At 59.3% G+C, this 26460-nt stretch carries 19 protein-coding genes and 3 pseudogenes; 12 read left to right on the top strand and 10 right to left on the bottom strand.

Annotated features, from left to right (window positions below; genetic code table 11):
• Nucleotides 1–55 precede the first annotated feature (55 nt).
• Nucleotides 56–2779, top strand: a complete 2724-nt coding sequence (locus tag A9995_RS04335; protein ID WP_082992476.1) for a TonB-dependent receptor — start codon at nucleotides 56–58, stop codon at nucleotides 2777–2779.
• Nucleotides 2780–2877: 98 nt separating this feature from the next.
• Here the strand turns inward: A9995_RS04335 and A9995_RS04330 are convergent.
• Nucleotides 2878–3245, bottom strand: a pseudogene (locus A9995_RS04330) (alanine racemase); the annotation flags it as partial.
• Nucleotides 3246–3461: 216 nt separating this feature from the next.
• On the opposite strand from A9995_RS04330, the gene A9995_RS04325 reads away from it, so the two are divergent.
• Nucleotides 3462–5423 carry a TonB-dependent receptor gene (locus A9995_RS04325; RefSeq protein ID WP_067609723.1) on the top strand — a complete coding sequence of 654 codons (1962 nt, stop codon included), beginning with the start codon at nucleotides 3462–3464 and terminating at the stop codon, nucleotides 5421–5423.
• A 216-nt stretch (nucleotides 5424–5639) separates the two neighbouring features.
• Here A9995_RS04325 and A9995_RS04320 read toward each other — a convergent pair whose 3' ends face one another.
• Entirely contained in the window at nucleotides 5640–6011 is a 372-nt protein-coding gene (locus tag A9995_RS04320; RefSeq protein WP_067609721.1) for a helix-turn-helix transcriptional regulator, read from the bottom strand.
• 101 nt (nucleotides 6012–6112) lie between these two features.
• Between A9995_RS04320 and A9995_RS04315 the strand changes: the two genes are divergently transcribed.
• From A9995_RS04315 to A9995_RS04300, 4 genes are read left to right on the top strand one after another with little or no spacing between them, the layout of a single operon-like run.
• A complete protein-coding gene (locus A9995_RS04315) occupies nucleotides 6113–6727 on the top strand; it encodes a LuxR family transcriptional regulator (RefSeq protein WP_233998080.1) in 615 nt (204 codons plus the stop codon).
• Entirely contained in the window at nucleotides 6714–7487 is a 774-nt protein-coding gene (locus A9995_RS04310) for an acyl-homoserine-lactone synthase (RefSeq protein WP_233998079.1), read from the top strand. The genes A9995_RS04315 and A9995_RS04310 overlap by 14 nt, the downstream gene beginning before the upstream one ends.
• Complete coding sequence (locus A9995_RS04305) at nucleotides 7484–8350, top strand: phytanoyl-CoA dioxygenase family protein (RefSeq protein ID WP_067609715.1); 867 nt, start codon at nucleotides 7484–7486, stop codon at nucleotides 8348–8350. The genes A9995_RS04310 and A9995_RS04305 overlap by 4 nt, the downstream gene beginning before the upstream one ends.
• Entirely contained in the window at nucleotides 8347–8940 is a 594-nt protein-coding gene (locus tag A9995_RS04300; RefSeq protein ID WP_067609713.1) for a GntR family transcriptional regulator, read from the top strand. The genes A9995_RS04305 and A9995_RS04300 overlap by 4 nt, the downstream gene beginning before the upstream one ends.
• Nucleotides 8941–9072: 132 nt before the next feature.
• On the opposite strand, the gene A9995_RS16520 is transcribed toward A9995_RS04300, so the two are convergent.
• On the bottom strand, nucleotides 9073–9228 hold the full coding sequence (locus A9995_RS16520) for a hypothetical protein (protein WP_199797212.1): 156 nt from the start codon (nucleotides 9226–9228) through the stop codon (nucleotides 9073–9075).
• 160 nt (nucleotides 9229–9388) lie between these two features.
• Between A9995_RS16520 and A9995_RS04295 the strand changes: the two genes are divergently transcribed.
• Together A9995_RS04295 and A9995_RS04290 are read left to right on the top strand one after the other, a co-directional pair.
• Complete coding sequence (locus tag A9995_RS04295; RefSeq protein ID WP_067609711.1) at nucleotides 9389–11926, top strand: TonB-dependent receptor; 2538 nt, start codon at nucleotides 9389–9391, stop codon at nucleotides 11924–11926.
• Between the two features lie 78 nt (nucleotides 11927–12004).
• A complete protein-coding gene (locus tag A9995_RS04290; RefSeq protein WP_082992474.1) occupies nucleotides 12005–13513 on the top strand; it encodes an MFS transporter in 1509 nt (502 codons plus the stop codon).
• Nucleotides 13514–13549: 36 nt separating this feature from the next.
• Here the strand turns inward: A9995_RS04290 and A9995_RS04285 are convergent, their stop codons facing one another.
• On the bottom strand, nucleotides 13550–14191 hold the full coding sequence (locus A9995_RS04285; protein WP_067609709.1) for a TetR/AcrR family transcriptional regulator: 642 nt from the start codon (nucleotides 14189–14191) through the stop codon (nucleotides 13550–13552).
• A gap of 138 nt (nucleotides 14192–14329) precedes the next feature.
• On the opposite strand from A9995_RS04285, the gene A9995_RS04280 reads away from it, so the two are divergent.
• From A9995_RS04280 to A9995_RS04265, 4 genes and pseudogenes are all read left to right on the top strand, one after another.
• Nucleotides 14330–16150, top strand: a complete 1821-nt coding sequence (locus tag A9995_RS04280) for an NAD(P)/FAD-dependent oxidoreductase (RefSeq protein ID WP_067609706.1) — start codon at nucleotides 14330–14332, stop codon at nucleotides 16148–16150.
• On the top strand, nucleotides 16150–16962 hold the full coding sequence (locus tag A9995_RS04275; protein ID WP_067609704.1) for an SDR family oxidoreductase: 813 nt from the start codon (nucleotides 16150–16152) through the stop codon (nucleotides 16960–16962). Before A9995_RS04280 ends, A9995_RS04275 begins: the two co-directional genes overlap by 1 nt.
• Nucleotides 16963–16973: 11 nt before the next feature.
• Entirely contained in the window at nucleotides 16974–18446 is a 1473-nt protein-coding gene (locus A9995_RS04270) for an aldehyde dehydrogenase family protein (protein ID WP_067609702.1), read from the top strand.
• Nucleotides 18447–18753: 307 nt separating this feature from the next.
• Nucleotides 18754–19239: pseudogene (locus A9995_RS04265) on the top strand (transposase); the annotation flags it as partial.
• A 450-nt stretch (nucleotides 19240–19689) separates the two neighbouring features.
• Here A9995_RS04265 and A9995_RS15910 read toward each other — a convergent pair.
• From A9995_RS15910 to rpoN, 6 genes and pseudogenes are all read right to left on the bottom strand, one after another.
• A protein-coding gene (locus A9995_RS15910) for an IS5 family transposase (protein ID WP_145916798.1) occupies nucleotides 19690–20450 on the bottom strand; the annotation gives its coding sequence in 2 pieces (ribosomal slippage) (nucleotides 19690–20117 and nucleotides 20117–20450; 762 coding nt in all).
• A 74-nt stretch (nucleotides 20451–20524) separates the two neighbouring features.
• A pseudogene (locus A9995_RS04250) lies at nucleotides 20525–21816 on the bottom strand (IS3 family transposase); the annotation flags it as partial.
• A 119-nt stretch (nucleotides 21817–21935) separates the two neighbouring features.
• Nucleotides 21936–23150: an integrase family protein gene (locus A9995_RS04240; RefSeq protein ID WP_067609692.1), complete on the bottom strand. Its 1215-nt coding sequence runs from the start codon at nucleotides 23148–23150 to the stop codon at nucleotides 21936–21938.
• 129 nt (nucleotides 23151–23279) lie between these two features.
• Nucleotides 23280–23981 carry a tRNA (guanosine(46)-N(7))-methyltransferase TrmB gene (locus A9995_RS04235; RefSeq protein ID WP_067609689.1) on the bottom strand — a complete coding sequence of 234 codons (702 nt, stop codon included), beginning with the start codon at nucleotides 23979–23981 and terminating at the stop codon, nucleotides 23280–23282.
• A 96-nt stretch (nucleotides 23982–24077) separates the two neighbouring features.
• A complete protein-coding gene (gene ctrA / locus A9995_RS04230; RefSeq protein ID WP_067609687.1) occupies nucleotides 24078–24773 on the bottom strand; it encodes a response regulator transcription factor CtrA in 696 nt (231 codons plus the stop codon).
• A 206-nt stretch (nucleotides 24774–24979) separates the two neighbouring features.
• Nucleotides 24980–26440, bottom strand: coding sequence for an RNA polymerase factor sigma-54 (gene rpoN, locus A9995_RS04225; RefSeq protein WP_067609685.1), 1461 nt, complete (start codon nucleotides 26438–26440; stop codon nucleotides 24980–24982).
• Nucleotides 26441–26460 lie beyond the last annotated feature (20 nt).

The raw sequence follows: 26460 nt of genomic DNA, 5'->3' as shown, positions 1-26460 counted from the left end.
ATACGCGTGGTTAGGGATGTGCGTCATAAAAGTTAAACTTGGAGAGAGATGCCCTATGAAGACCCGTTTTGCATCGCTGCGCGTCCTTGCTCTACTCGGGGCTGGCGCCGCACTCGCCCCAGCCACCGCCATGGCGCAGGACCAGACAGGAAACGATCTGGTCGAGAACGCCGATGTCGTGGATCGCAACATCATCATCGTGACCGCGCAAGGGCGTTCGCAGGTGCTTTCCGATGTGCCGGTCGCGGTCTCCGCAATTTCCGCCGATACCCTGGAAAATTCGGGCACCACCGATATCCGCGAACTGACCCAGGTCGCACCCTCGCTGCTAGTGTCCTCGACGGGTAACGAAGCCAATGGTTCGGCGCGTATTCGCGGCATCGGCACGGTTGGCGACAACCCCGGTCTCGAAAGTTCGGTCGCGGTGTTTGTCGACGGCGTCTATCGCTCGCGTTCGGGCAATGCCCTTTCCGAACTGGGCCCGCTCGACCGGGTGGAAATCCTGCGTGGCCCGCAAGGTACGCTGGGCGGTCGCAACGCGTCTGCGGGCGTCATCAGCATCTACACCGCGCCACCCGAATTCACCTTCAGCGGCTATGGTGCCTTGACCTATGGCAATTACGACGCGATCCGCGTCGAAGCAGGCCTTAACGCGCCGCTGACCGATATAATCGCGGCCCGCGTCGATGGCGTCTATTTCAAGCGTGACGGCTTCTATAACGATGTGGTCAACAACACCAACATCAACAATCGCGACCGCTATCTGGTTCGCGCGCAGGTGCTGTTCGAACCGACGGAGGACATCAGCTTCCGCCTGATCGGCGATTATTCGAAGAAGGACGAGGCTTGTTGCGCCGCCACCTTCGTCCAGCCCGACTTCGCGCCGCTGGCGCGCGTCTCGCCCGGCCTCAATCCCTTCGCGCGTCCGGTCGGCAACGCTCCGGCGCTGACCAGCACCGGCAACCCGATCGTCCCGGTCCTGATCGGGCTCGGCCAGAATCGCGGTGCGCTCAACCAGAGCACTTTCAACCGCAATATCTACAATACCGCGGGCCGCAGCTTTGAGGGCGAGACCGAGGATTACGGTGTTTCAGGCGAGTTCAACTGGGATTTCGGCAATGTCTCACTGACCTCGATCACCGGCTACCGCGAATATGACAACTTCCAGGGGTCGGACACCGACTACACCCAAGTCGATATCCTCTATCGCGAAGCCGGGCCCAGTGCCGCCGCCCGCAATTTCAGGACCTTCACCCAGGAACTGCGCCTTGCCGGCACGTTGTTCAGCGACAAGCTCGATTGGCTGGTCGGTGGCTACTACGCCAATGAAAAACTTCGGACGCGCGACAATCTGCGGTTCGGGACGCAGTACGGCACCTTCGTCAGTTGCCGCATCGCCATCGCCATCAACCCGGCGCTGGTGAACCCTAGTGCGCAGAATTGTCTAGGCCCCAACGTCGCTGCGCTCGAGGCAGCAAATCGTGGTACCGGCGCCTTTGGTCCGGCCACGCCGCTGATTGTCGCCGGCATCAACAATCTCTCGCGGGTCAGCGATGTCGGCGGGACGGGCGATGTCTACAACCAGACCAGCGAGAACTTCGCGTTTTTCACGCATAATATTGTACATCTGACCGATACTCTCGATCTCACTTTAGGGCTGCGCTACACTAACGAAACCAAGGATTTTGATGCTACCTTCGGCAATGACAACACGATCTGTCCGCAGAACCGAGCGCTGTTGGGCGGCCTGCTGGGGACTCCGCTGGCCGGTTTAGCGGGCGGAATTATCTCGCTGTCCTGTCAGGGTAATTCGACCTCCGAAATTAACGGCGTGTCGATTTCCGACACCCGCGACGAGGACGAATTCACCGGCACCGCGATCCTGAGCTGGAAACCCAACCCAGACCTTCTGACCTACGTCTCGTATTCGCGCGGCTACAAGGCTGGTGGCTTCAACCTTGACCGTTCGGCGCTGGGCAATCCGGTAACCTTCAGGGTCGCCGCAATCGACCCCTCCTTGCTCCAGTTCGCCGAGGAAACAGTCACCGCCTACGAAATCGGTGCCAAATATGCGACGCGCGAATTCGGCATCAGCCTCGCCGGGTTCCGGCAGGAGTTCAGCAATTTCCAGCTGAACACCTTCAACGGTTCGGTCTTCCTGGTGCAGAACGTCAACGCCTGCAGCGCTTCGCTGGGCGGCGCCGATATGGATGGAAGCGCCACCACCGGTTCCTGCGCTGCCGACAATGTCGTCCCGGGCGTCGTCTCGCAGGGTGTGGAAATGGAAGCCTATATCCAGCCGATCCAGGATCTGAACTTCTCGCTCGGGCTAACCTATACCGACAGCAGCTACGAAAACGATTTGGTCGGCAATGACACCGGAGTCCCGCTCGATCCGGCGCTGCGGCTGCTGCCGGGCGACAATTTGTCCAACGCGCCGGAATTGGTAGCGACCTCCTCCGTCACGTGGACGCCGCCGATGGGCAACAGCGGAATGGAGGGCTTGTTCTTCCTCAACGCGCGCATGACCGGCGACTACAACACCGGATCGGACCTGCTGTTCGGCAAGGAGCAGGACGGCTATGTGATCGTCAACGGCCGCATCGGCCTGACCAACATCGCCGACCGTTTCGCGATCGAGGGCTGGGTGTCGAACCTGTTCGACAAGGATTACACGCAGGTGGCGTTTAACACCCCTTTCGTGGCGCCGCAGCAGACCTATTCGGCATTCCTCGCCGAACCGCGGACCTACGGTATCACGGTGCGCGGCAAGTTCTGAGCCCAGCCAGACAAACACAAATGGAAAGGGGCGCTCTCGGGCGCCCCTTTTGGTGGTATTTGTTGGTGGTTTGGGCGGTTGCGGCTTTTGAACGCCGCTCAGGTGCCGCGCGCGCCAAACAGCGCAATGCCGACCCGGACATGCGTGGCGCCGAGCGGGATCGCGGTCTCGAAATCGCCGCTCATCCCCTACTAGGGCCTCAGGGCTGTTCCTGCGCCAGCCCGTGATCGCGCGCCAGCTTGTCGAACAGCGCGAAGAAGGGCGCGGGCTCGATATCCAGCGGCGGCAGGCACATCAGTCCGGCGAGCGGGATATCCGCCGCGCGCGCCTGAGCCAGCACCGCGGGCAGCTTGCCGATCGGGCAGCCGCCCTTTTGCTCCTCGTCGCCGACATCGGTCTGGACGAAGCAGGGCGCCCGCCGCCCGGTCGTGTCGAACGCCTTGGCCAGCGCCTTCACTAGGAACGGCGTGACCGAACGGTTATGAAGGAAGACGCAGGTCATGCTGCCGTCTCGCAAGGCGAATTGCCACCATCGGCCATTGAGCTCATGTGTGTTTCTGAAGGACTGCCAATGAGCCGTTTACGTCGATTGAACGCAGCTATGTTATTGTTATCTGGCACTTGCGTTTTCCCATCGGCTTTGCTGGCCCAAAGCGGCCGATCAGATGATTCCACCCCCAGTTTGGACGAAGCGCCCCATGCCGATGTCAACGACAACGAAATTGTCATCTATGGCCGCGGTATTAAACAGATCGGCATTGCCACCTCCGGTTCACAAGGCACGGTCGGCTATGCGGATTTTGATAATGTCCCGATCAGCCGCACGGGTGAACTGGTAGAAAATGTCCCGGGCGTGGTCGCCACTCAACATTCGGGATCTGGCAAGGCTAATCAGTACTTCCTGCGCGGGTTCAATCTTGATCACGGCACCGATTTTGCAGGGTTCGTCGATGGCGTGCCGATCAACATGCGCAGCCACGGCCACGGGCAGGGCTATCTGGACTTCAATTTCCTGATTCCTGAAACGCTGGAACGGATCGATTATCGCAAGGGGCCATATTTCGCCGATGTCGGCGATTTTTCGGCAGCTGGCACGGTCCAGTTTATCACTCGCGATGAGATCGCGCCGTTCGTGCAGGTCGACGGCGGCGCATTCGGCTATCTGCGAGGGGTCGCCGGGGGAAGCCAGAAGCTCGGTAGCGGAACCTTGCTTATCGCCGCCGAAGCGCAGACCTATGATGGACCATGGGTGCTAGACGAGAATGTCGAGCGCTTGGCGGGTCTTGTTAAATACAGTCAACCACTGGCCGATGGCGGCTTCGATATCCAGATCAACGGATACGATAACGCATGGACCTCGACCGACCAGATCCCCGAACGCGCAGTTCGAAATGGCCTGATTGAGCGTTTCGGATTTATCGACGACGATCTAGGCGGCAAAACCACACGCATCGGCGGGGTCGCCAATGCCGTGCTGGGCAATACGGCGCTCAACGCTTTCGCCACCTATTACGACTTCGAACTTATCTCCAACTTCACCTATTTTCTCAACGATCAGGTCAATGGCGATGAATTCGTCCAGCGTGACCGCCGTTTGATCTATGGCGGTGCGGCGAGCCAGAGCTTCGATCTCGGCTTTGCAAGGGCCGTTATCGGCGGCGATGTGCGTTACGATGCGATCGAACGGGTCGGCCTGTATAACAGCGTCGACGGGGTTGCGATCAACACCGTGCGGGAAGACCAGGTCGATGAGTTCGGCTTCGGGCTATACGGGCAGGCCGAAGTTGAGCTGGCACCCGGATTGCGTGCGATCGGCGGGCTGCGATATGACCTCATCCGCTACGATGTGTCGTCCGATCTCGCGGTCAATTCGGGCAGCGGCCATGATGATCTGTTCGGACCGAAGATCGCGCTGGCGTGGCAGCCGGTGGACGCTCTGGAGTTCTACGCCAATTACGGGCGCAGCTTCCACTCCAACGATGTGCGCGGCGCGGCGATCAGCGTCGATCCGATCAGTGGCGATCCGACCGATCCGGTCCGCGTGCTTTCTCCGGCGGATGGCGCCGAGCTTGGTGCGCGGCTTGAAACCGGCACGCTCACCGCATCGGTAGTAGGGTATTATCTCAAACTAGAGAGCGAGTTGGTGTTCGTGGGCGATGCTGGCAACACCGAACCCAATGCCGCATCGCGCCGCTATGGCATGGAAGCGACGTTGTTCTGGCGACCGGCGGCATGGATCATGATCGATGCCGATTACGCTTATACCGATGCCCGGTTCGTGGATGTCGGGACGGATGATCGCATCCCTGGCGCGGTGCCCGAAGTGTTTTCCGGTGGGATCACGCTTAGCCCGACACCTGCAATCGACCTAACGGCAAAGCTGCGTCATTTCGGCGCGGCTCCGCTGATCGAGGATGACAGTGCGCGCAGCGATGCCACCACACTGGTCAATCTGGGCGGCTATTACAATTTCGGCCAGCTGCGCATCGGGGCAGAATTGTTCAATGTGTTCGATGCCGAGCATGCGGACATCACCTATTTCTACGAATCGCAGTTGGCAGGTGAGCCTGCCCCGGTAGAAGGACGCCATTTCCACCCGGTCGAACCGCGCCAGTTTCGAGCAAGCCTGCGCTATCGTTTCTGATTCAAGCTATCGAACCATCAACCCGCAATCCGCTAGACCGATTTTGGCGCAGGAGCTGCCGTCTGGCGGGCCATGGCCGAACGACTGTTAACCACCCCAGTTGCAGCCGTTCCCTCCGCAACCTGCCTTCGCCACAGGCGGACCCGCGGCTTGCTGCAACCCTTTGCCAAAAGCTCCTGTCAGCTATCGACCCAGCTGCTGCCTTTGCCAAGCCGACTAGGTTCGAACGATAATCTCCACTTTGTCAGGACCTACATCGAACAACGCCGCTATCTGTCGCTTGAACTGTTCAAGCCGCTCACCTCTGCTGACCTCAGGCGATGACAATGGAGCGTCATAGCCCGTAGAAGTGGGGTCTGTTGAGACAGGCTTCATCTCGGCGCCATGATTCCTCAACTGGATCCAGCTGACCTCTAGCGCTCGTTCGAGGTCGAACATAACCTCCATTCTGGGCATGACACCGTTCTCTTCCCAATTGTGGACCGCCGTTGGACTGACCTTCACTCGACGAGCCAGTTCCGACTTGTTGAGCCCAGCAAGTTCTCGAAAGTGCTTGATATTGGCCCCAACACGCTGCGCTTTGTCCATGACAAATCTCCTTTCCTGCTCTGCTAATGTTGCCGTTTAAACTAAACCGACCATTTAAACAATAGTGGAATCATTCAGCTCGGGCAGGTGTGGTGCGCTCGGTGTCGCAGGAGAAACCGGGCCTGCTTGTGCACGACTATCCGGAGGAATGGGCAAAGGTCTATGATGGCTTCGGGCTTGCGGGAAAGGATCCAGTTCGAAGGGCTTGCGACAAGAGCTTTATCGGGTTTGCGTGGGAAACGCTGGAGCAACTGACACCGCTCACCCGGGGAGACCGGCAGATGCTCGCTATCGGCAGGGAATGCGGGATCGGCGATGGCTTCACCATTCCAAGGCATCTTCCTGGATTGGCGCGGGGCACGTGCACTTTCGCGGTGTGTCCGGACAGGGACCTGCCGAGGCCGCAGCTTGCAATTGCCGAAATGGCCGGAACGCTCGCGCTTAATTGTGCTCTCGCCCTGGGCCCTGCTCACCAGGATGAAGCGGCACCGGTGCTGACCGACCGCCAGCGCGAATGCCTTGTTTGGGTGGCGCGGGGCAAGACGTCCGCCGAAATCGCGATAATTTTGGGAATCGGCACCGAGACCGTTGTCCAGCATCTCAAAATGGCCCGCGAGCGCTACCAGGTCCACTGCAAGCAATCCCTTGTCGTCGCCGCTCTGTTCGATGGCCTGATTGGCTTTGCCGATATCATGCATTGGCGTGATTGGGACTGAGGCGGAAGCCAGAGACAGAGCCAGCGCTGCGGTCCGGCAGGTTCCGGCTCTGGCCTATCCCCAGTTCTTGGTATTTCGGCACCGCCGCAAATCGGTCAGTTGCTGCCTGTTCCATCAGTCACAGGCAGCAACAATGCAGAACTCTTCAGAAAACCACCGGATCGCGATCTGCGATCCGGTGCTGCGCGCTATGTTCGACGCCAGGAAACGTGTCTTCGTCGATCTACTCAAATGGGAGGTTCCCATTCTGGACGATGCCTATGAGATCGATCAGTTCGATACCCCTGAGGCGGTCTATATAGTTCTGACTGGTGAGTGCGGCGCTCACCGGGCGTCCGCGCGCTTGCTGCGGACCGACAGATCTCATATCCTTGGAGGCCTGTTCCCCGTTCTATGCTATGGGCCTGTCCCGGTGGGCGATGACCTGCGAGAGATCACGCGCTTCTGCATTGAACCGACTCTCACGCGCATCGAACGGCGCCTGGCGCGCAATCAACTCGTAACTGCCCTCGTCGATCATGCCCGAGCCTACGGGATTTCAGGGTATACTGCGGTCGCAACAAGGGGGTGGTTCGACCAGATTTCGAATTTCGGGTGGCGATGCCGTGCACTTGGGCCGGGCAGCAGGATCGGCAGTGAAAATCTTGTCGCGCTGGAAATCGGGATTGACCGCGATACGGCCGAAGACCTTTCGCGTGGCGGTGTTTACCTGCAGGCATCCTACCGTGTTGCCGGACCGAAACTGGAACTCGCGGCATGACCGGGGCGGCGGGTGGCCCGTGGCTGGCTGAGCTCCTAGATGAGGGCTATTGTATCATTCCCGACGCGCTGCCGCGGGCCAGCATTGAAGCGCTCGACGCGGATCTGGAAGAGGCCTACGCGGCCGCCCCCTTCGGCAGCGGCGAATTCTATGGTTACCGAACAAAACGCTTCGGCAGTCTCCTGCGCCGCTCCCACTGGGCCGGAGACCTTGTCCTTCAACCTCTCATCCTTGCACTGGCGCGGGAAATCCTGAGCACTGCCTGCGAGCGCATTCAGCTCAATGTCGCCCAGGCCATTGCCATTCACCCGGGCGAGATCGAACAGTTCCCCCACTGCGACCATGACATGTGGGCCGGCGAAAAGGGTAAGCATGAGTATTTGCTCAATGTCATTTGGCCCCTGACGCCTTTCACCGCCTTGAACGGTGCCACGAAGATCTATCCGGGTACCCACCGACAAACGATCGAGGCCCTAGATCAGCTTGGTGCGCCGATCATCTCCGAATGCCAGCCCGGCGATGCAATCTGCTTTCTAGGCTCGACTGTCCATGGAGCGGGACCAAATGAGACGCAGGATGTACGCCGGGCAGTTGTGATCGGCTACAGCCTTGGCTGGCTCAAACCCTACGAGAACCACTGGCTCGCCTATCCGCCTGAAGTGGCGCGCGGATTTCCGCCCGAGCTTGCAGAGCTTGCAGGCTATAGCCTGCACCGACCCAATCTGGGAAACTTCGAGGGGCAGTGTCCCTCGATCCTGCTGCGCGACGGTGTGCCCGATTTCCCCCAAGCCACCGACGCGTTACGACCTGACCAGCGCGCAGCCGTCCGCGAATTTGCTGAGGCCAGGCGCGCAAGACCATGAGTCCGGCCCATGTTCTCGAGCCGACCTATCGTCGTTTGAAACAGGCCCTGCTGGATGGAGCCTGGCCGGCAGGTTCCAAGCTTGAGGCCATGCGGCTGGCCGAGGATTTCGGTGTTAGCATGACGCCAGTGAGGGACTGTCTCAATCAATTGGTGGGAGAGGGCCTTGTCGACCTGACTCCCGGTGAAGGATTTCGGGTGCCGCGCATGACCGAGCAGGAATTGCGGGATATTCTCAACGTCAATGCTGCCCTGCTTGAGATGGCAATAAACTTGGACTGCCGCTCGTTGATTCCAACCAGCGCCTTTCCTACCGGGAACGAGTATTCCGATCGTGTCGCAATGGCATTTTCGTCCCTCGCGGCTGGCACTGGAAACGGGTTTCTTGTGAAATTGGTCCAGCGAATTAGCGAGCGAGTTCATCGGGTTAGATCGCATGAGCCAGAGGTTCTTGGCGAGGCAGAACAGGTACTTGCACAAATTGAGACTAGTTTGAGAGGATCGCGCGGCAATCGTCATGAGGCATTCCGGCATTATCATTTGCAATGCCTGGAAAAGGTCTCGCAGTTGATCAGATGCCTATCAGAATAGCTGGAGAGGCCGTGTCCGCTCGGCGGTGCCACTCCGCACGAGCGACCATTTTCAGATAGCGGCGCACCTTCGATTCCATTGCTGCTTGCCAAGTCCCAGCATGACTTTGTTGAGAACTTCATGCTTTGAGGCTTAGGCCCGATCGAGCACCGTCCCGATCCGCTGCCCAACGCGCCGGGTGGTCTCGGGCCTCGCCAGCCAGATCTTAGCAAGCACGCCCCGAGTCATCGGGCCGAGGATCTCATGCACCTGCACGTTCCCGATATGCGGGAAAGCATATGCTTCCAACGTCCGGATCCATTGCTGCAACGGGGCTTTCAAAAAGCTAGTGTGGCAGCAATAATTTCAAATTCATGCTTGATTTTCTAACTTGCGCTAGAAAACCTGTTGTGCCATTTGGCCCCCTGCGTGAGCGTCGAAGAGCGCCGCGGTTTGGAGAGGAAATGGCATGAAGAAGTCAGCGTTGCTGAGCGCGGTAGCGATTGTGGCATTGAGCGTTCCCTGCGGGGCATACGCGCAGAGCACCGAAGATCAGATCTCTGGTGACGACCAAGGCGTTTTTGACGACAACCCCAACGAACGGTCGAACGTAATTATCGTCACGGCCTCTAAGCGGGAAACCACCCTCGCCGAGACGCCGATCGCTGTCTCGGTGACGGATGCAGACACCATCGAACAAGCTCAGATCCGCGATTTGACCGACCTTCAATCTCTTGTTCCCTCTCTCCGTGTGAGCACGGGCCAAAACGCTGCCGCCACCACGTTCACGATCCGCGGTTTTGGCAACGGAGCGAACAATCCCGGGATCGAACCTTCGGTCGGCGTCTTCATCGACGGAGTTTACCGATCACGTTCTGCGGCTCAGATCGCCGACTTGCCCAACGTCCAGCGCATCGAAGTGCTTCGGGGTCCACAATCCACGTTGTTCGGCAAGAACGCTTCTGCGGGTGTCATCAGCATCATAACGCAAGAGCCTCAGTTCGAGTTCGGTGGCTCGGCTTCGATTACCTATGGCAATTACGATACCATCGTCGCCAAGGCGGACATCACGGGCCCGATTACCGAAACGATTGCTTTCAGCCTGTCAGGAAGCATCAATCAGCGTGACGGATATGTTGATGTCGAGAACCTTGACCAGCGCATAAACGACAAGGATCGCTGGAGCGCTCGAGGTCAGATCCTGTTCGAACCCACCGACGGCTTCCGGGTCAGGCTGATCGGGGACTACAGCAAGATTGACGATCTTTGCTGCGCTGGCTTCAACGTGCGGACTGGCCCCACTACTCCGGCATTGAACGCGATCGCCGGTGGTCAGTCCCTTATCCCGACAGCGCCCTTCGATGACCGCATTCTGCTGACCCGTGCACCGCAGAACGAAATCGAAAATTACGGCGGATCGGCTCAGATTGATTACGACATCGGCGCTTTCACGCTGACGTCTATAACGGCGTATCGCGAACTCCGCGCGAACAGCTTCGATGATGGCGATTTTACGTCGGTCGATCTGATCAGCAACAATATTGCGACCGAAATCGATACGTTCACTCAGGAGCTGCGGATCGCATCCGACTTGGACGGCCCCCTCAATTTTCTCGTCGGCGGGTTCTACTTCGACGAGAGCATCAACGCTCAGAACGACGTCGTTTTCGGCCCCGGGGCGCGGCCTTACTTCAACATTTTGAGCGGCGGAGCGTTGAACACGGTGGAAGCCATCCTTGGGCTTCCGGTCGGGGCGACCTTCAGTCAGGCTGGCCTCGGCACATTCGATGAATTCGATTATTCGAATGAATCCTATTCGATCTTCGGTAGCGCAGATCTCGAGTTGACCGATCGCCTGACATTCACTGTGGGTCTCAACTACACCCATGACGAGAAGGAAGTGGTGTCCAACGTTGTCACCACTGATTCGTTCTCAGCCATCGATCTGGTTGCGCTCGGCAGAGCGATCGGCGTGCCGGCTCAAGTAGCAGCCAATCCGCAGTTCAATCCATTGCTTGGTCTGCGAGCCCTTCAGTTCCTGCCACCTTTCCTGCAATTTCCGAATGCGGTGGAAGATGGTCGAACCGACGATGACGATCTCGCATATACCCTGCGTGCTGCCTATAAGGCTACGGACAGCATCAACTTCTATGCGACGTATGCGACCGGCTTTAAGGCCAGTTCGTTCAACCTCAGCCGCGACTCCAGACCTTTTGCGGCGGATTTCATACCTGGTTCTTCGGCAGCCTTTCCGGCTCCAGCGTCGTCTCCGATCCGCGACGCGGGGCTGGCGGTGGCCAACCTGACCACTGGCACCCGGTTTGCAGGACCTGAGCAATCCGAAGTCTACGAAATTGGCGTGAAGGGCAATTTCCCGCTGGTCACTTTTAACCTGGCGCTTTTCGATCAGACGATCGAAGGGTTTCAAGGGAACGTGTTCACCGGCACGGGCTTCGTTCTGAGCAATGCGGGCAGTCAGTCGACCAAGGGTTTCGAGTTCGACGGCACCGTAACTCCAGTCGAGCCTATAACGTTGTTCGCGGCGATCACGTATCTCGATGCCAAATTCGATTCCTTCCTGAATTCGGCTGTCGGGGACATCTCGGGTCAGGAAGTCGCCGGAGTATCGCCCATATCGGTTTCCGCCGGCGCTACTTTCACGCAAGACATCGGCACTGCGCAGCTGGTTTTGCGTGGAGACTTCCAATACGAGAGCCGCACCCAGGTTTCGCAAGGCTTGCCGGGGTTCATTACGAGCGTCGGCGGTGTGCCGAATTTCGATGCAGCCATCGCGGTGGGCAGGCAGTTCACCCGTGAAGTGAACGAGGTGAACCTTTCGGCCAATCTGCGGCTCGACAACGGCATCGAGCTCGGTGCGTATGTCCGCAATCTAACCAATGATCGTTACCTGACGGCTATCTTCGATGGCGTCGGTCAAGCCGGCAGCGTGTTCGGGTATACAAACACTCCCCGCACATATGGCGGAACCGTGCGCTTCAAATTCTGACTTCTGGAGCCTGGCGGGCGCGCCCCAAGCGCGCCCGCCATTTTTAGGCTCGGCAAAGATTACGGGGAAGCGCGTTTGATGACCCAATTTGTCCCGCCCCTGAGCGAAGCCTCCGAAGTCACCCTCACATCTGGGGTCCCTTCGTCAGCGGCGTTGGATAAGCCGTCCGGTGCGATGAAGGCGGCTTACGGTTTCGGATCCGTCGCTTCCGGCGTGACGGAGACGGGGTTCAATTACTTCCTGCTAATCTTCTATTCGCAAGTGATCGGCCTGGACGCCCGTCTTGTCGGGCTGGCCGTAACGATCGCTTTGCTGTTCGATGCGGTCAGTGATCCCATCGTAGGATACTGGTCCGACAATCTGCGTTCGCGTTGGGGCAGGCGTCATCCGTTCATGTATGCCGCGGCAGTCCCGGTATCGGTAACCTATCTCCTCATATGGAACCCCCCGTTGGCATGGAACCAGGAACAACTGTTCTGGTATCTGCTCGCGCTTTCCATTCTAATTCGCACCTTCATAACCTTCTTCGAAACCCCGGCTGCAGCAATCACTCCGGAGTTGAGTGTGGATTACGACGAGCGGTCGTCCATCGCCAGCCTGCGGCTCTTTTTCGGATGGGCAGGCGGCAACGTGATGACGGTCCTGATGTTCTTCGTCATCTTTCCCGCGTCGGTAACCGCTACGATCTCCACCGGTCAGTTCAACCGCGATGCCTACGCTCTCTACGGCGTCCTCGCGGCGGTCTTGATATTCGCGGCCATCGCGGTGTGTTCGATCGGCACGCATTCGCGGATCGCCAAACCCACGCCGCCAACGCCGAATAAGACCAAGATGTCCGTTGTCGGGATATTCAGGGAAATGCGTCAAACGCTAGCGAGCCGGTCCTTCTTCGCCTTGTTCGCCGGAGCGATGCTCGGCGCCGTGGCGACCGGGCTTTCAGCGTCGCTCGCGTTCTACTTCACGACCTATTTCTGGGGGTTCAGCCCAATCCAGATCGGCGTCATTGTTACAGGTGTCTTCGTCTCTGCGGCCATCGGATCCGTGATCGCCCCGATCGTATCGCGGCGTATGGGTAAGAAGCGCGGTGCCATGATCATCGGTCTTGTCGCTTTCATAGGGTCCCCATTGCCCATCTTCCTGCGGCTCATCGATGTGCTTCCGGGGAACGACGACCCCTTCATTTTCTGGTTCGTCCTGATCGCCAACACGGTCGATACGGCTCTGGTGATCTGTTTCCAGATTTTGATTGTCTCGATGATCGCTGACCTGGTGGAGCATGCTGAGCTTCGCACTGGACGCCGTTCAGAAGGCGTCTTCTTCGCGGCCGTCACCTTCGTGAAAAAGAGCGTGTTGGGCCTCGGGCTGCTCGCGGGTTCCTTCGTGCTGTCCCTATCGGCATTTCCCGCTGACGCTCAGCAAGGCGAGGTGGCGGCGGATACCCTATGGCGCCTTGGGGCTTACTATGTCCCCACCATTCTCGTGATCTGGTTGTGCATGATCGCCGTGATCTCGATCTACAAGATTGACCGTGCCGAACACGAAGCCAATCTGCGGGAACTGGATAGGCGGCGTTTAAGCGGGAACTGAGGGCGCCGCCCCAAGCCTTCGCTCTACTCGGTTGGCCTATTTCTTCTCAAGCCCATCGAGGCTCGCCACACCGATCGCCTGCATCAGGCCGTCCACAGTTATGTTCTCCACGCTCCAGGTCCATCGTGCCAGCCAGATCAGCATCCCAATGATCAGTTGCGAAACGAGGCGAGCATCGCAGGGCACGATGGATCCATCGCAAACGCCGCTTTGCAGGATCTGCTCGATCCGGCTTTCCAGTTTGCTTGCTCGGGTCGCGATCTCGTCACGTTCGCTATCCTCAAGGTAGGAGTAATCCCCGACGTATAGCTGCGATCCGTTCTTGGCGCCGTCCTCCAACAAGCTGTGGATGTATAGGCGCAGTTGTTGAAGGCCTGAGCCGTCGCTTGTTTCGGCTTCGTCGAGCAGTCGTTCGATGCGTTGGAGCGATGCCAGATGGCAGGCGTATGCCAGAGACTGCTTGCTGGAGTAATAATAGTAGAGCGTGGCGTCGCGAAGACCCAGCTTCGCGGCGATCTCTGTCATTGTCGCCAGCGCATACCCCTTGCGGTTTATAATCTCGGTTGCAGCACGCACGATCTGCAGCCGTTTGCGCACGGATTTCGCGCTGCTGGCGACTGGTTTGGCGGCAGTCGCATCGGCTGGAATCTTGTCAGTATCGCTTGCGATTGGTTTCATTCGTCTGTCACTAACCGGTCTGCCTATCCATACAAGGCAGGACGCTGGATTGATAATTCTAACTTGCACTAGAAAAATAAACGTGGCAGTCCAAAGGGCGAAGGATCGTAGAATCCAGCCCGCCGGAGAGGAATGGTAATGACTGACCAAGTGACTGCGACTGCGCAGGCCATAGATATTGAGGCGCTGAAGGAGCGATACAGTCTGGAACGCGGTCGTCGTGATCCCAGCAAGTCGCCTCGTTCGTATCGCGATATGCGCGCCGATTTCACGCAGATGCTCGACGATCCTTACGCCGATGCCATTTCCCGCGACCCAGTGGACGATGAGGTCGACGTCCTCATTGTCGGCGGAGGCTTCGGCGGTCTGATGACGGCGGCCCGGCTGCGCGAAGCAGGCGTCGAGCGCATACGCATCATCGAGGTCGGCGGGGATGTCGGCGGAACTTGGTATTGGAACCGTTATCCCGGCGCGGCATGCGATGTGGAGTCGTATGTCTATTTCCCGTTGTTGGAAGAGACCGACTACATGCCCAAGGAACGGTATTCCAAGGCTGCCGAGATACGCGAACATTCGCAGCGCATCGCCAAGCATTTCGGGCTCTACGATCTCGCCCTTTTTTCTACCCAGGTGACATCGGTCATATGGCACGAAGAAACCTGCATGTGGCGGATTGAGACCAACCGCAACGACAACATCGGCGCCCGCTTCGTGGTATTGACCACCGGGCCGCTGAATAAGCCCAAACTGCCGGCAATTCAGGGTATCGAAGACTTCAAAGGGCACTCGTTTCATACCAGTCGTTGGGACTATAATTACACCGGCGGTAGTGCGACGGAACCGATGACGAATCTTTCAGACAAACGGGTGGCCATCATCGGGACGGGGGCGACGGCCATTCAATGCGTTCCGCCCACCGCCAGGGACGCCGAGCATCTTTACGTCTTCCAGCGCACACCATCCTCGGTCGATGCCCGGAACAACGCTCCGACTGACCCTGAGTGGGCGTCCAACCTGACGCCAGGCTGGCAGAAGCGCAGGATCGAAAGTTTCACAGCTCAGTTCACCGATCGTCTCGACATCGAAAACGAGGTGGATGACGGCTGGACGGTTCTTGCTAACGCCGTGCGCGGAAAGCTCGCTGCTGGACGACCGGTTTCCGAAGCAGCAAAACTGCTGGAGGAGGCCGATTACGAAAAGATGGTCCAGATACGCGAGCGCATCGAGACGATCGTCGACGACAAAGAGACCGCAGAGGCTTTGAAGCCATGGTTCAGCCTATACTGCAAGCGCCCTTGCTTCCATGACGAGTATCTACCGACTTTTAATCGTGAAAACGTGACCTTGGTCGACACCCAGGGGTTGGGCGTTGAAAAAGTAACCATTAAGGGTCTCGTCGTCGACGGGGAGGAACACGAGGTCGATTGCATCATCTATGCGACCGGATTCGAAGTCGCATCCGATTTCGCCAAACGTGCAGGTTTCGATCTTCGCGGAGTCGATGGACTAACTCTCCCGGAGAAATGGAGCGAGGGAATGTCGACCTTCCATGGGTTGCATGCCCGCGGGTTTCCGAACATCTTTTTTATCAGCCAAGCACAGTCAGGGATGTCGGTGAATTTTCCGCACATGCTGTCGGTCCAATCTGAGCACTTGGCACATATCGTTCAGGAATGCTTGGAGCGCGGCATCAAGCGTGTCGAAGCCTCTGCATCAGCCGAAGAGGAATGGACGGACAAGATCGTCGAACTCAGCGGCGATCGGATCGAGTTCCTCGAAGCCTGCACTCCGGGATATTACAACAATGAGGGCGGGAGGCTCGATCTCGCAGCAAGGAGCATGCCCTTCGGTGGAGGGCCATTGGCCTTTATTGAAATCCTGAAGGATTGGCGTGCGAACGGCGAATTCGAAGGTCTGGAACTTGACGGAGGCTCAACGCCGAAAAAGGAGAATACGTGATGGCTTCGTCAGATGCGTGCAAATCGATCTTCATCACCGGGGCGGGATCCGGCATGGGCCGGGCGACTGCTATGAAGTTCGCCCGCGAAGGGTGGTTTGTGGGGGCTTTCGATATTGCCCAAGATGGACTGGATACACTCAAGGTCGAGATCGGTGCTGAAAAAGGGATCTTCCGGACGCTTGACGTAACGGATGCCGCGGCGTTCCAGGAAGCGGTGGAAGCGTTCGGGTTTGCCTCTGGTGGCAACCTCGACCTGATGTTCTCCAATGCCGGAATAACGGGAACCGGCGGAATGTTCGACGAGATGGCATGGGACGAGATCATGCAAGTCGTGAACGTTAATTTCCTGGGTGTGATGATCGGCATCAGGGCAGCGATGCCGTTGCTGAAGGAGACGCCCAATTCCCTGTGTCTCGTGAACGCATCCTCGTCGGCGATCTGGGGGACCGCCGGCATCGGGATCTATTCCGCGACGAAGCATGCGGTGCGTGGGCTAGTCGAAGCGTTGTCCATTGAACTCAAACGTCATGACATCCGGGCTGCCGACCTTCTGCCCGGTCTCATCGACACGCCGATCCTTTCGGATGGAATGCGTGCGATGGCGCCCGAGGAAGGGATGTGGCGGCTGGTCCAACCTGCTGAAGTGGCTGATACCGTCTGGCAGGCTTATGCGAGTGATCGCCTGCACTGGTATGTTCCAGAAGACCTGCGAGAATTTCATCGCCAGGTCGTCGACGACCCCGAGACTGTGCGTGAAGAGCGCACCGAACTCGCGAAACAGATGGCCGCCATGGCCGATCAGACCAGCTAGGAGAGCGATCGATGTCCATACTGACACAAACCGAACAGGTCGCAACGGTATCCTCGGTAAATGACGATGGGTCGGCTCTGAAGGGATTGCGAACCGCGTTTGCCGACCAGCGCAAGGCGTTCGCTGCCGAACGATATCCCACGCTGGCCGTTCGCTCAGAGCGCATCCAGGCGCTGATGGGAATGCTGGTGGGCAATAGGGCCCGTATCCGCGAGGCCCTATCCAGTGACTTTGGGCACCATCCCGCAGGCGCGTCGGATCTCATCGAGATGCTCGGCATCGTGGGTCGCGCCCAATTCGTGCTCGAGAACCTCGAGAGGTGGATGGCACCCATATCGCGCGAAATCGACCCCGCCGCACTATCGGATTCCAAGGCCTTCATTCGGCATGAGCCGAAAGGCGTGGTAGGCAACATCGTGCCTTGGAACTTCCCGATCGACATCGCACTCGGACCGCTTGCCGAAATGCTGGGGGCCGGCAATCGGGTCATCATCAAACCTTCGGAATTCGCCCCTGCGTGTGCGGAACTGGTCGCCGAGATGGTCAAGGCGACCTACGACCCTAATCTGGTCCATGTGACAACGGGTGGTCTTGAACTTTCGCGCGCATTCGCTGCGACACCTTTCGACCATCTCCTCTACACCGGGAGCCCGGACGTCGGCCGACAGGTCATGGCTGCGGCAGCCCAGAACCTCACGCCGGTCACCTTGGAACTCGGCGGCAAGTGTCCTGCCGTCCTGACGCCAGGGTCGATCAACGCAAAGAACATCGAGTCCATAATCGGCACCAAGCTGATCAAAAACGGGCAAATGTGCATCAGCGTTGACTACGCGCTTGTTCCGCGAGACGATGTTGACGGGTTCGTTCAGGAGGCGCGCAAGTTCATGGATCGGGCAGCGCCCGACTATTCCAAGAGTGATGATTGCACAGGCATTATCAGCGATCGCCACCTGAGTCGCATTGAGGGAATGCTCTCGGAGGCTGAAGAGCGCCAAGTCGAGATCATCCAACTCGAAGATGATGGAACCATTGATCGCGAAACGCGCCGGATGCCGATTTCGCTCATCATAAACCCGCCGGCAGATCTGCAGATGATGCGTGAGGAGATCTTCGGGCCGCTCTTGCCTGTCGTGCCCTACGATGATCTGGAGGACGCCATTGCCCACATAAATTCCGGCGAACGGCCTTTGGGGCTTTATGTGTTCGGTAGCGACCCCGAGCAGACGGATCGCGTCCTCTCCGGGACGAGTTCCGGCGGCGCCGCGGTCAACACATGCGCACTTCAGGGGGGCCTGCCTTCGCTCGCTTTCGGCGGCAGCGGCAACAGCGGCATGGGCAGGCATCACGGGATCGAAGGCTTTAGGGAATTCTCCAATCCACGAGGCATCGTGGTCAGAGGGGACGAGCCCGATCACATTGACGCGTTCTACGCGCCCTACAGCAAGGCCGAAGCGATGGTCGCTGCTGCGTTAGGCCAGCAATAGGCTACCGCTGTTCAACATGAGCTCGGTGGATGCGGCCCGGGGCGCGACATCGCTGCGGGATCGGCATCCCGTCCAAGCCCCGTGACAAACCGGCTGGCTAGATGAGACCCACGATGCAACTGGAAGAGCCACGCATTACCGAGCCGACGTTGCCGGCGCGCGAACCGGCCATGTCCATAAAAAATGCCAACGACGTCCTTCTAAGACGCCGTTCCCCACATCCGACACCGCTGATATTCGTGTGCGCTGCGGCTAGCATTTTGTTTGCTGTAGGTAAGTTCAATTTGCGCCTGGGGCGTCCGACTGCAGCCATTATCTGGTGATGGAGGACCGCGAGCGAGTGGGGCGCGAGGCGAGCCCGAGCGCCGCTATTATCGACAGCCAGAGCGTCAAGACGACCGAAAGCGCCGGGCCAAGAGGCTATGACGCGGGTAAGAAGATCAAGGACAGGAAGCGCCACGCGCTGGTCGACACGGACGGTCGCGGTCTCATGCTCGAACCGCACGAGGCCGGGATCCAAGATCGCGACGGAGCGGTCCCTTTGCTCAAGCAATCGCGGTCATCCTTCCCGTTCGTCGAAAAGCTGTTCGCAGACAGCGGCTATGCCGGAGATACAGTCGCGAACGCCAAATCGATCGCCGTCGAGATCGTTAGCCGTAAACCTGATCAGGTCGGCTTTGCGGTTCAGCCGAGGCGCTGGGTCGTCGAGCGTTTCCTCGCCTGGATCAACCGAAACCGACGCATCGGCAAAGAATTCGAGGCCTCGGAGCCAGCTCAAACGGCTCGGGGTTGAGGTGTAGACACACATCTCCATTGGACTGGGGCACAGCGTTGATCCGGTGGGGCTAAGGCTGGGGCGAGATTTTGTGGTAGGAGGCTTGCGCCGCGTAGCATGAAGACGGATCACAGCGACCCTTCAGCAGGTTCATGTCGGCTCTGCGCCCCAATCTCGGTCATTCGAGAGGTCGCGAGCCGATCCCGAAAGTTGACGTTCGTTCAGGCTGGGACGGCGTTCGGAGGGACTGGCATGGCTTCAGGTGGTTTCTGTGCTCAGAGCTTGAGGTCAGATATCGCGTCGAGCATCTGTCCGTCGTCAGAACATTTGGCACAACTCGTGGCGTAAATTAGCGGAGCGTGGGCCTCGTCTGGGGTTTGATGTTTAGGCGGCGATCCTGCGGTGCTGCGAGCGCCGATATTCGATGGTCTGTCGTTTGATCCTTTCTCGCTGTTTTAGGCTCAGGACTCATTGATCGAGCCAGAAGATGACGGTTGCAGCGATACAGATTGCGGACATGAAGGTGTGGGCGCAGCGGTCGTATCGGGTGTGGATGCGGCGCCAGTCCTTCAGTTTGCCGAACATGTTCTCGACCCTGTGGCGCTGGCGATAGAGTGTGCGATCGTGCGGGATATGCACCCTCCGATTGGCTTTTGACGGGATGCAAGCGGTGATCCCACGGTCGGCAAGAGCAGCGCGGAACCAGTCAGCATCATAGCCTTTATCGCCGAGCAGGGCCTTGGCCCTGGGGAAGGCATCGAGCATCAGCGCAGCCCCCTTGAAGTCGCTCATCTGACCTTCGCTCAGGAGCATGATCAGAGGTCGCCCCTGACCATCGCAGACCGCATGAAGCTTTGAGTTCAGACCGCCCTTGGTGCGTCCGATACGTCTGGGAAGAGCCCCTTTTTTAAGAGGCTGGCAGCTGTTCGGTGAGCCTTGAGATGCGTGGCATCGATCATCAGCTGATCCGGCTTGCCGCCCCTCGCAGCCAATGCGGCAAAGATCTTGTTGAACACGCCCATCCGGCTCCAGCGGATGAACCGGTTGTAGATCGTTTTGTGCGGACCATACTCGCGCGGCGCATCACGCCAGCGCAACCCGTTCCTGATCACAAAGATGATCCCGCTAATGATCCGACGATCATCGACCCGCGGCACTCCATGCGACAGCGGGAAATACGGCTCGATTCGGCGCATCTGCGCCGCCGACAACCAGATCAGATCACTCATGACAACGCCACCTTAGCGCTGCCATTGAATCAGATTATCGAGCCGCTGGGAATCCCTTTAATGGGTCCTGATCCTAGGAGGGCTGCGGCGCGGCCGAAGTATGCGTCGGCGGGCGTCACATTGTCCAGGCTCTCGTGATAACGCTGGTGGTTGTAGTGCTCGACGAACGCCTCGATCTGGGTTTCCAGATCGCCTGGCAGGAAGTAATTTTCTAGCAGGATGCGGTTCTTCAGGGTCTGGTGCCAGCGCTCGATCTTGCCTTGCGTCTGCGGGTGGAACGGAGCGCCGCGCACATGGCTCATGGCGTTCGCCTTGATGTAGTCCGCCAGTTCGTCGGCGATGTAGCTGGGGCCGTTGTCCGAGAGCAGGCGTGGGCGATGCCGAACGTGCGCCCGGTCGCAGCCCGACGCAGCCAAGGCCATACCCAGCGTGTCGGTGACGTCTTCGGCCCGCATCGTGCTGCACAGCTTCCAGGCGATAATGTAGCGCGAGTAATCATCCAGCACCGTCGATAGATACATCCAACCCCATCCGATGATCTTGAAGTAGGTAAAGTCCGTCTGCCACATCTCGTTCACCCGGGTCGTCTGGGTGTGGAAGCGATCCGCCGCCTTGATCACCACGTAGGCGGGGCTGGTGATCAGGTCGTGAGCCTTGAGCAGGCGGTAAACCGTGGCCTCCGATACGAAGTAGCGCTTCTCGTCGGTGAACCGCACGGTCAACTCCCGTGGGCTCAGCTCGGACTGCTCCAGCGCCAGCTCGATGATCTGGTCCTGGATCCCGGACGGGATACGGTTCCACACCCGGCCCGGCACCGATGGCCGATCGGCAAGCCCCTCCGGCCCGCCATCTCGGTATCGGTCATACCAGCGGTAAAAGGTCCGTCGCGGGATGCCGAGCTGATCCAGCGTCCGCTTCGCTGGCAGGTGCGATTGCTCGACCAGCCTGATGATCTCCAGCTTCTCGGTGGCGGGATACCTCATGCGTGGTCGCCCCCATCCGCCAGCATGCTTTTTTTAAGCAACCGGTTCTCCAGCGTCAGATCAGCCACGCATTCCTTGAGATCGCGGGACTCACGCCGCAGATCCTTCACCTCGTCGGTCGTCGCCGCACGGGCAGTATCACCCGCCAGGCGGCGCTTGCCAGCTTCCATGAACTCCTTCGACCATACGTAATACAGGCTCTGGGCGATGCCCTCTTTGCGGCACAGCTCAGCGATACTGTCATCGCCGCGCAAGCCATCCAGCACGATCCTGATCTTGTCCTCTGCCGAGAAATGCCGCCGGGTGGCCCGCCGGATATCCTTCACCACCGCTTCCGCAGGAGCCTTGGCGCGCGATTTTGTATTGGAGGATTTGGGTTTCATCTTCGTTCCTTCGTCACTACGACGAGACCCAAACCCTCCTTAAATCACAACCCCAAATCTGTGCCATGGGTGCTGACGGCGGACACAGAGTTGGTCTGGAAGCGACCTTGGGCATCCCATTATAAATAGAGATGTCCTCGTGGCAATAATTTCTTCAGATGATTATTCCAATCGTTAAGGGCTTGTATTTTCTCTTCTTTCCAGTCATGCCGTTGGTATACACCCGCTACTCCCGCGCGCGAACCACTCACATGGTTAAGCACAGCTTCGGTTACTTCGAATCTCACTCCCAGCCTCTGGAAGTTCGTCGCTACAGTCCTCCTGAGGTCATGAAGTCGCCATGGCGGGAGCGGTTCGCCCTCAGCGCCTCTGACCAGACCATCAAGCTTCAGTTTGCCCTTCGCATAGCCTGAAAATCCGGCCCCACTCCGGGTCGCAAAAATCCGGCCCTTTCGCGGCCAGGTCGTGGCCCCGGCCTGTTTGTCGAGTTCGGCGATCGCGAGTTCATTTAGCGGGATGCTGTTCGGCTCACCATTTTTTGTTCGTGAACCGGGAAGCGTCCAGAACCTCTCGGTCCTGTCGAGTTCCAGCCAATCCATCCCCGAGACTTCTTCTCGGCGCTGACCCGTGGTGATCAGGAGACGCACAATCGGTCCAAAACAGGGGCGGCATTGTGGTGTAGCCTTCCAGATGAGCCGCAGTTCCTCATCGGTCAGCCAACGATCCCTCGGTCTGACCGGCGGCGGTGTTTCCATCCCTTCCATCGGACTGCGATCCAGGTCTCCGCGGCTGACTGCCCATCGGAACAGGCGGCGCATGACTGCGAACACATTGCGGCGATTGGCGATTTGATCGACTGGCATCTGATCGAGAACCGCAACGATGTCGGCTCTGACGATGGAGGGTAGCGGCTTGCCGCGCAGGACCGGTTTGAGGTGAAGCCGGATCACCCTTTCGACGATGCGGCTCCAGCCCTCTCCCTTGCACGAGCGTGCGAAATGCGACGCGTAGTTGTCGAAGGCGAGATCGACTGCTTCGCGCCGCCTCTTCCTGTCCGCATCAACCGGATCCACGCCTTGGGCGATCAGGATCAGGAGCCGTTCCGCCTCCAGTCGAGCCGTGGTCGGTGTCCACGGTGAGCCATGCGGGCCAATGGTGTAGCGGCGCGTGCTTGCCTCGCGGCCGCCCATTCGGAACTGAAGCACATAGGAAATTGCGCCAGCTGGCGTGATCTTTGCTCCAAACCCTTTCAGGCCGGCATCCCAGAGAAACTGGTTCGTCTTCGAAGGATGCAAAGCATCGACCGTGCGCTTGCTGATTTTTCCCGTCGCCATCTCGGTACCTCGTGTCCCACACTGGCAATCACCTGGCAATCACGCAAGCGGAATTCGTGGCGAAAGATCGAAAATGGTGGAGTAAGCAACGCACGGAAAAACGATGGTTTTGTGCGAAAAACAGATAGATCAGCGTCGCCGGAATCGGAAGTACCAGACCTCGTGTTCGAACACGTCGCGGGCCTTCTTCTCGTAGCGGGTTTCGGGCCAGCCAGCGGGCCGCTGCTGCCAGCTTGTCGGTCCGTCGGTCACCCATTCGAAAACGTGGGTAAACCGCCGCATCACCATCAGCGCGTGGCGCAGATAGATCGCGTGATCGGTGCCGAAGCGGAATTCGCCGCCGGGTTTGAGCTTGTCGGCGATCATCTGCACCGGGCCGTCGTTCATCATCCGCCGCTTGGCGTGCTTGTTCTTGGGCCAGGGGTCGGGGTGGAGCAGGTAGAGCATCGTCAGCGCGCCATCGGGGACCCGTTCTAGCACTTCGAGCGCATTGCCGTCGTGCAGCCGGATATTGCCCAGCTTCTGCTCCTCGATCTGCGCCAGCGCCTGCGCCACCCCGTTCATATAGGGCTCAGCGCCGATGAAGCCGTGGTCGGGCAGCAGGTCGGCGCGGTAGGCGAGATGCTCGCCGCCGCCGAAGCCGATCTCGAAATGCAGCGGGCGATCCGTCCCGAACAAACGCTCGGCGGTGACCGGGCCGTCGTCGGGCACCGCGATCCGCGGCAGCAGATTGTCCACCAGGCCCTGTTGGTGCGTGCGCAGCGGCTTGCCGATCGAACGGCCGTAAAGCCGCTTCAGCGTGGTCGGGTCGCCTTCCTTGAATGCCGTCATGCGCGCGCCGTTAACGGGAAACGCCCGAGACCGAAAGGCCCCGGGCGTCTGTTGTCGTCCAGGAGACGAAAATAACGGTGCGGAGCCAGCGGCGGATCAGGCCGCTTCGACAGCTTCCTCGGGATCGCGCAGCACATAGCCGCGGCCCCAGACGGTCTCGATGTAGTTCTCGCCGGCGCAGGCATGGCTCAGCTTCTTGCGCAGCTTGCAGATGAAGACATCGATAATCTTGAGTTCGGGTTCGTCCATCCCGCCATAGAGGTGGTTGAGGAACATTTCCTTGGTCAGCGTGGTGCCCTTGCGGAGTGAAAGCAGCTCGAGCATCGCGTATTCCTTGCCGGTCAGATGGACCCGCGCGCCATCGACCTCGACGGTCTTGGCATCGAGGTTCACTGCCAGCTTGCCGGTGCGGATGACCGACTGGCTGTGGCCCTTGGAGCGGCGCACCACGGCGTGGATCCGGGCGACCAGTTCCTCGCGGTGGAACGGCTTGGTGACGTAGTCGTCGGCGCCGAAGCCGAAGCTGCGGATCTTGGAATCCATCTCGGCGACGCCGGAAAGAATCAGCACCGGGGTCTGCACCTTGGCGACGCGCAGTTTCTTGAGCACGTCGTAACCATGCATGTCGGGCAGGTTGAGATCGAGCAGGATGATGTCGTAATCATACAGCTTGCCCAGATCGAGGCCTTCTTCGCCCAGATCGGTCTGGTAGACGTTGAAGCCCTCGGTGGTGAGCATCAGTTCGATCGCCTTGGCGGTCGTGGGCTCGTCTTCGATCAGCAATACACGCATGGGTGGTCCCCCGGCTTGACCCCAAAGATTTCGCAACCTGTCGGTAAGGTGTGTTGCGCCTTATTAACCACACAAGCTCTGAACGGAAAAGGTTAACGAGGGGTAAAGCGCGTTAACTTTTTCGCAGCGTTCAGCTTGCTCTAGTTGTAAAAACAGGCGGTTTGATGGCTGTGCAAACCCCCGGAGGCGCCGGGGGGCAGGCTCGACTAGTAGTTTGCCAGCTTCTTCGCGCGGCGCCGCTGCGCGCTCGAGCCGATGCCGATCGCCTCGCGATATTTGGCCACGGTGCGGCGGGCGAGGTCGAAGCCTTCGCCCTTGAGCAGATCGACCAGCTTCTGGTCGGACAGCACCGATTTGGTATCCTCGCCGTCGCACAGCGTCCGGATGCGGGCCTTGATCGCTTCGGAGGAGGCGCCTTCGCCATCGGCCGCCGCGACTCCGCTGGAGAAGAAATATTTCAGCTCGAAGGTGCCGCGCGGGCAGGAGAGGTATTTGTTGCTGGTCACCCGGCTGACCGTGCTTTCGTGCATTTCGATCACCTCGGCCACTTCGCGCAAGGTCAGCGGCTTCATCGCCGCCACCCCGCGCCGGAAAAAGCCTTCCTGGCGCTTCACGATCTCGGCGGCGGTCTTGAGGATGGTCTTCTGCCGCTGGTCGAGCGCGCGGATCAGCCAGTCGGCTTCCGACAATTGTTCGTTGAGCCAGGACTGCGACTGCTTGTCGCGCGCACCGCCCTTCAATTCGAGGAAATACTCGCGATTGACCACCAGCCGCGGCAGGCTCGCCTCGTTGATCCGGATCGTCCAGCCGTCCGCGCCATCCGGGGCGATCAGCACATCGGGCACCACCGAGGACTGCGCGGCCCCGCCGAAGCGGCAGCCGGGCTTGGGGTCGTAGCTACGCAATTCGGCGAGCATGTCGGCGAAATCCTCGTCGTCGACCTCGCACATCCGCTTGAGCCGCGCGAATTCGCCGCCTGCGACCAGATCGAGATTGTCGATCAGCCGCGCCATGCACGGATCGTAGCGGTCGGCCTCACGAGCCTGCAGCGCCAGGCATTCGCTTAAGGTTCGCGCGCCCACCCCGGTGGGATCGAGCGCCTGGATCAGTTCGAGCGCGCGCTCGACCTCGGCCAGCGCGATCCCCAGTTCGCCCGCGAGCGCATGCAGATCCCCGGTGAAATAGCCCGCCTCGTCGAGCTCGCCGATCAGCCGCGCCGCGACGAAGGCTTCGCGCTCGTCATGCGCGACCGCGCCGATCTGGTCGGCGAGATATTCGGCCAGCGTCGGCTCGCCATTGGCGCGGTTTTCCAGATCGGGGATGCCTTCGTCGGACATCCCCCCCGAACTCGCCGCGCGGCCCCAATCGCCCAGATCGCCCGGCGCGGCGTCGGGATCGAGCGTGCCGGGCGCGATATCGAGCGCCTCGGTGCCGTCGAAACCGCCATCGCTGTCGTGTTCGCTCGGTTCGGTCGCGACTTCTTCATTGTCGCCGCGCTCGTGGCTGGTCTCGCCCATCTCGAGCAGCGGATTGCTCTCCAGCGCCTCGCCGACGAAGGTTTCGATCTCGAGATTGGACAGTGCCAGCAGCTTGATCGCCTGCTGCAATTGCGGCGTCATCACCAGCGACTGCGTCTGGCGCAGATCGAGACGCGGGCTCAGGGCCAATTGTGCATCCTAAGGCTCAA

Source organism: Erythrobacter sp. QSSC1-22B, from assembly GCF_001678665.1.
In the GTDB taxonomy this organism is placed as follows: domain Bacteria; phylum Pseudomonadota; class Alphaproteobacteria; order Sphingomonadales; family Sphingomonadaceae; genus Qipengyuania.
The sequence above is the reverse complement of the archived record's forward strand: the minus strand, read 5'-3'. Positions and strand labels throughout refer to the sequence as shown.

What these genes read in the sequence shown, in the direction of transcription:
- A9995_RS04270 (WP_067609702.1), top strand. Translation starts at nt 16,974, where the DNA reads ATGTCCATACTGACACAAACCGAACAGGTCGCAACGGTATCCTCGGTA.
- A9995_RS04290 (WP_082992474.1), top strand. Translation starts at nt 12,005, where the DNA reads ATGACCCAATTTGTCCCGCCCCTGAGCGAAGCCTCCGAAGTCACCCTC.
- A9995_RS04235 (WP_067609689.1), bottom strand. Translation starts at nt 23,981, where the DNA reads ATGACGGCATTCAAGGAAGGCGACCCGACCACGCTGAAGCGGCTTTAC.
- A9995_RS04320 (WP_067609721.1), bottom strand. Translation starts at nt 6,011, where the DNA reads ATGGACAAAGCGCAGCGTGTTGGGGCCAATATCAAGCACTTTCGAGAA.
- A9995_RS04305 (WP_067609715.1), top strand. Translation starts at nt 7,484, where the DNA reads ATGACCGGGGCGGCGGGTGGCCCGTGGCTGGCTGAGCTCCTAGATGAG.
- A9995_RS04300 (WP_067609713.1), top strand. Translation starts at nt 8,347, where the DNA reads ATGAGTCCGGCCCATGTTCTCGAGCCGACCTATCGTCGTTTGAAACAG.
- ctrA (WP_067609687.1), bottom strand. Translation starts at nt 24,773, where the DNA reads ATGCGTGTATTGCTGATCGAAGACGAGCCCACGACCGCCAAGGCGATC.
- A9995_RS04240 (WP_067609692.1), bottom strand. Translation starts at nt 23,150, where the DNA reads ATGGCGACGGGAAAAATCAGCAAGCGCACGGTCGATGCTTTGCATCCT.
- A9995_RS04295 (WP_067609711.1), top strand. Translation starts at nt 9,389, where the DNA reads ATGAAGAAGTCAGCGTTGCTGAGCGCGGTAGCGATTGTGGCATTGAGC.
- A9995_RS04335 (WP_082992476.1), top strand. Translation starts at nt 56, where the DNA reads ATGAAGACCCGTTTTGCATCGCTGCGCGTCCTTGCTCTACTCGGGGCT.
- A9995_RS04285 (WP_067609709.1), bottom strand. Translation starts at nt 14,191, where the DNA reads ATGAAACCAATCGCAAGCGATACTGACAAGATTCCAGCCGATGCGACT.
- A9995_RS04280 (WP_067609706.1), top strand. Translation starts at nt 14,330, where the DNA reads ATGACTGACCAAGTGACTGCGACTGCGCAGGCCATAGATATTGAGGCG.
- A9995_RS04275 (WP_067609704.1), top strand. Translation starts at nt 16,150, where the DNA reads ATGGCTTCGTCAGATGCGTGCAAATCGATCTTCATCACCGGGGCGGGA.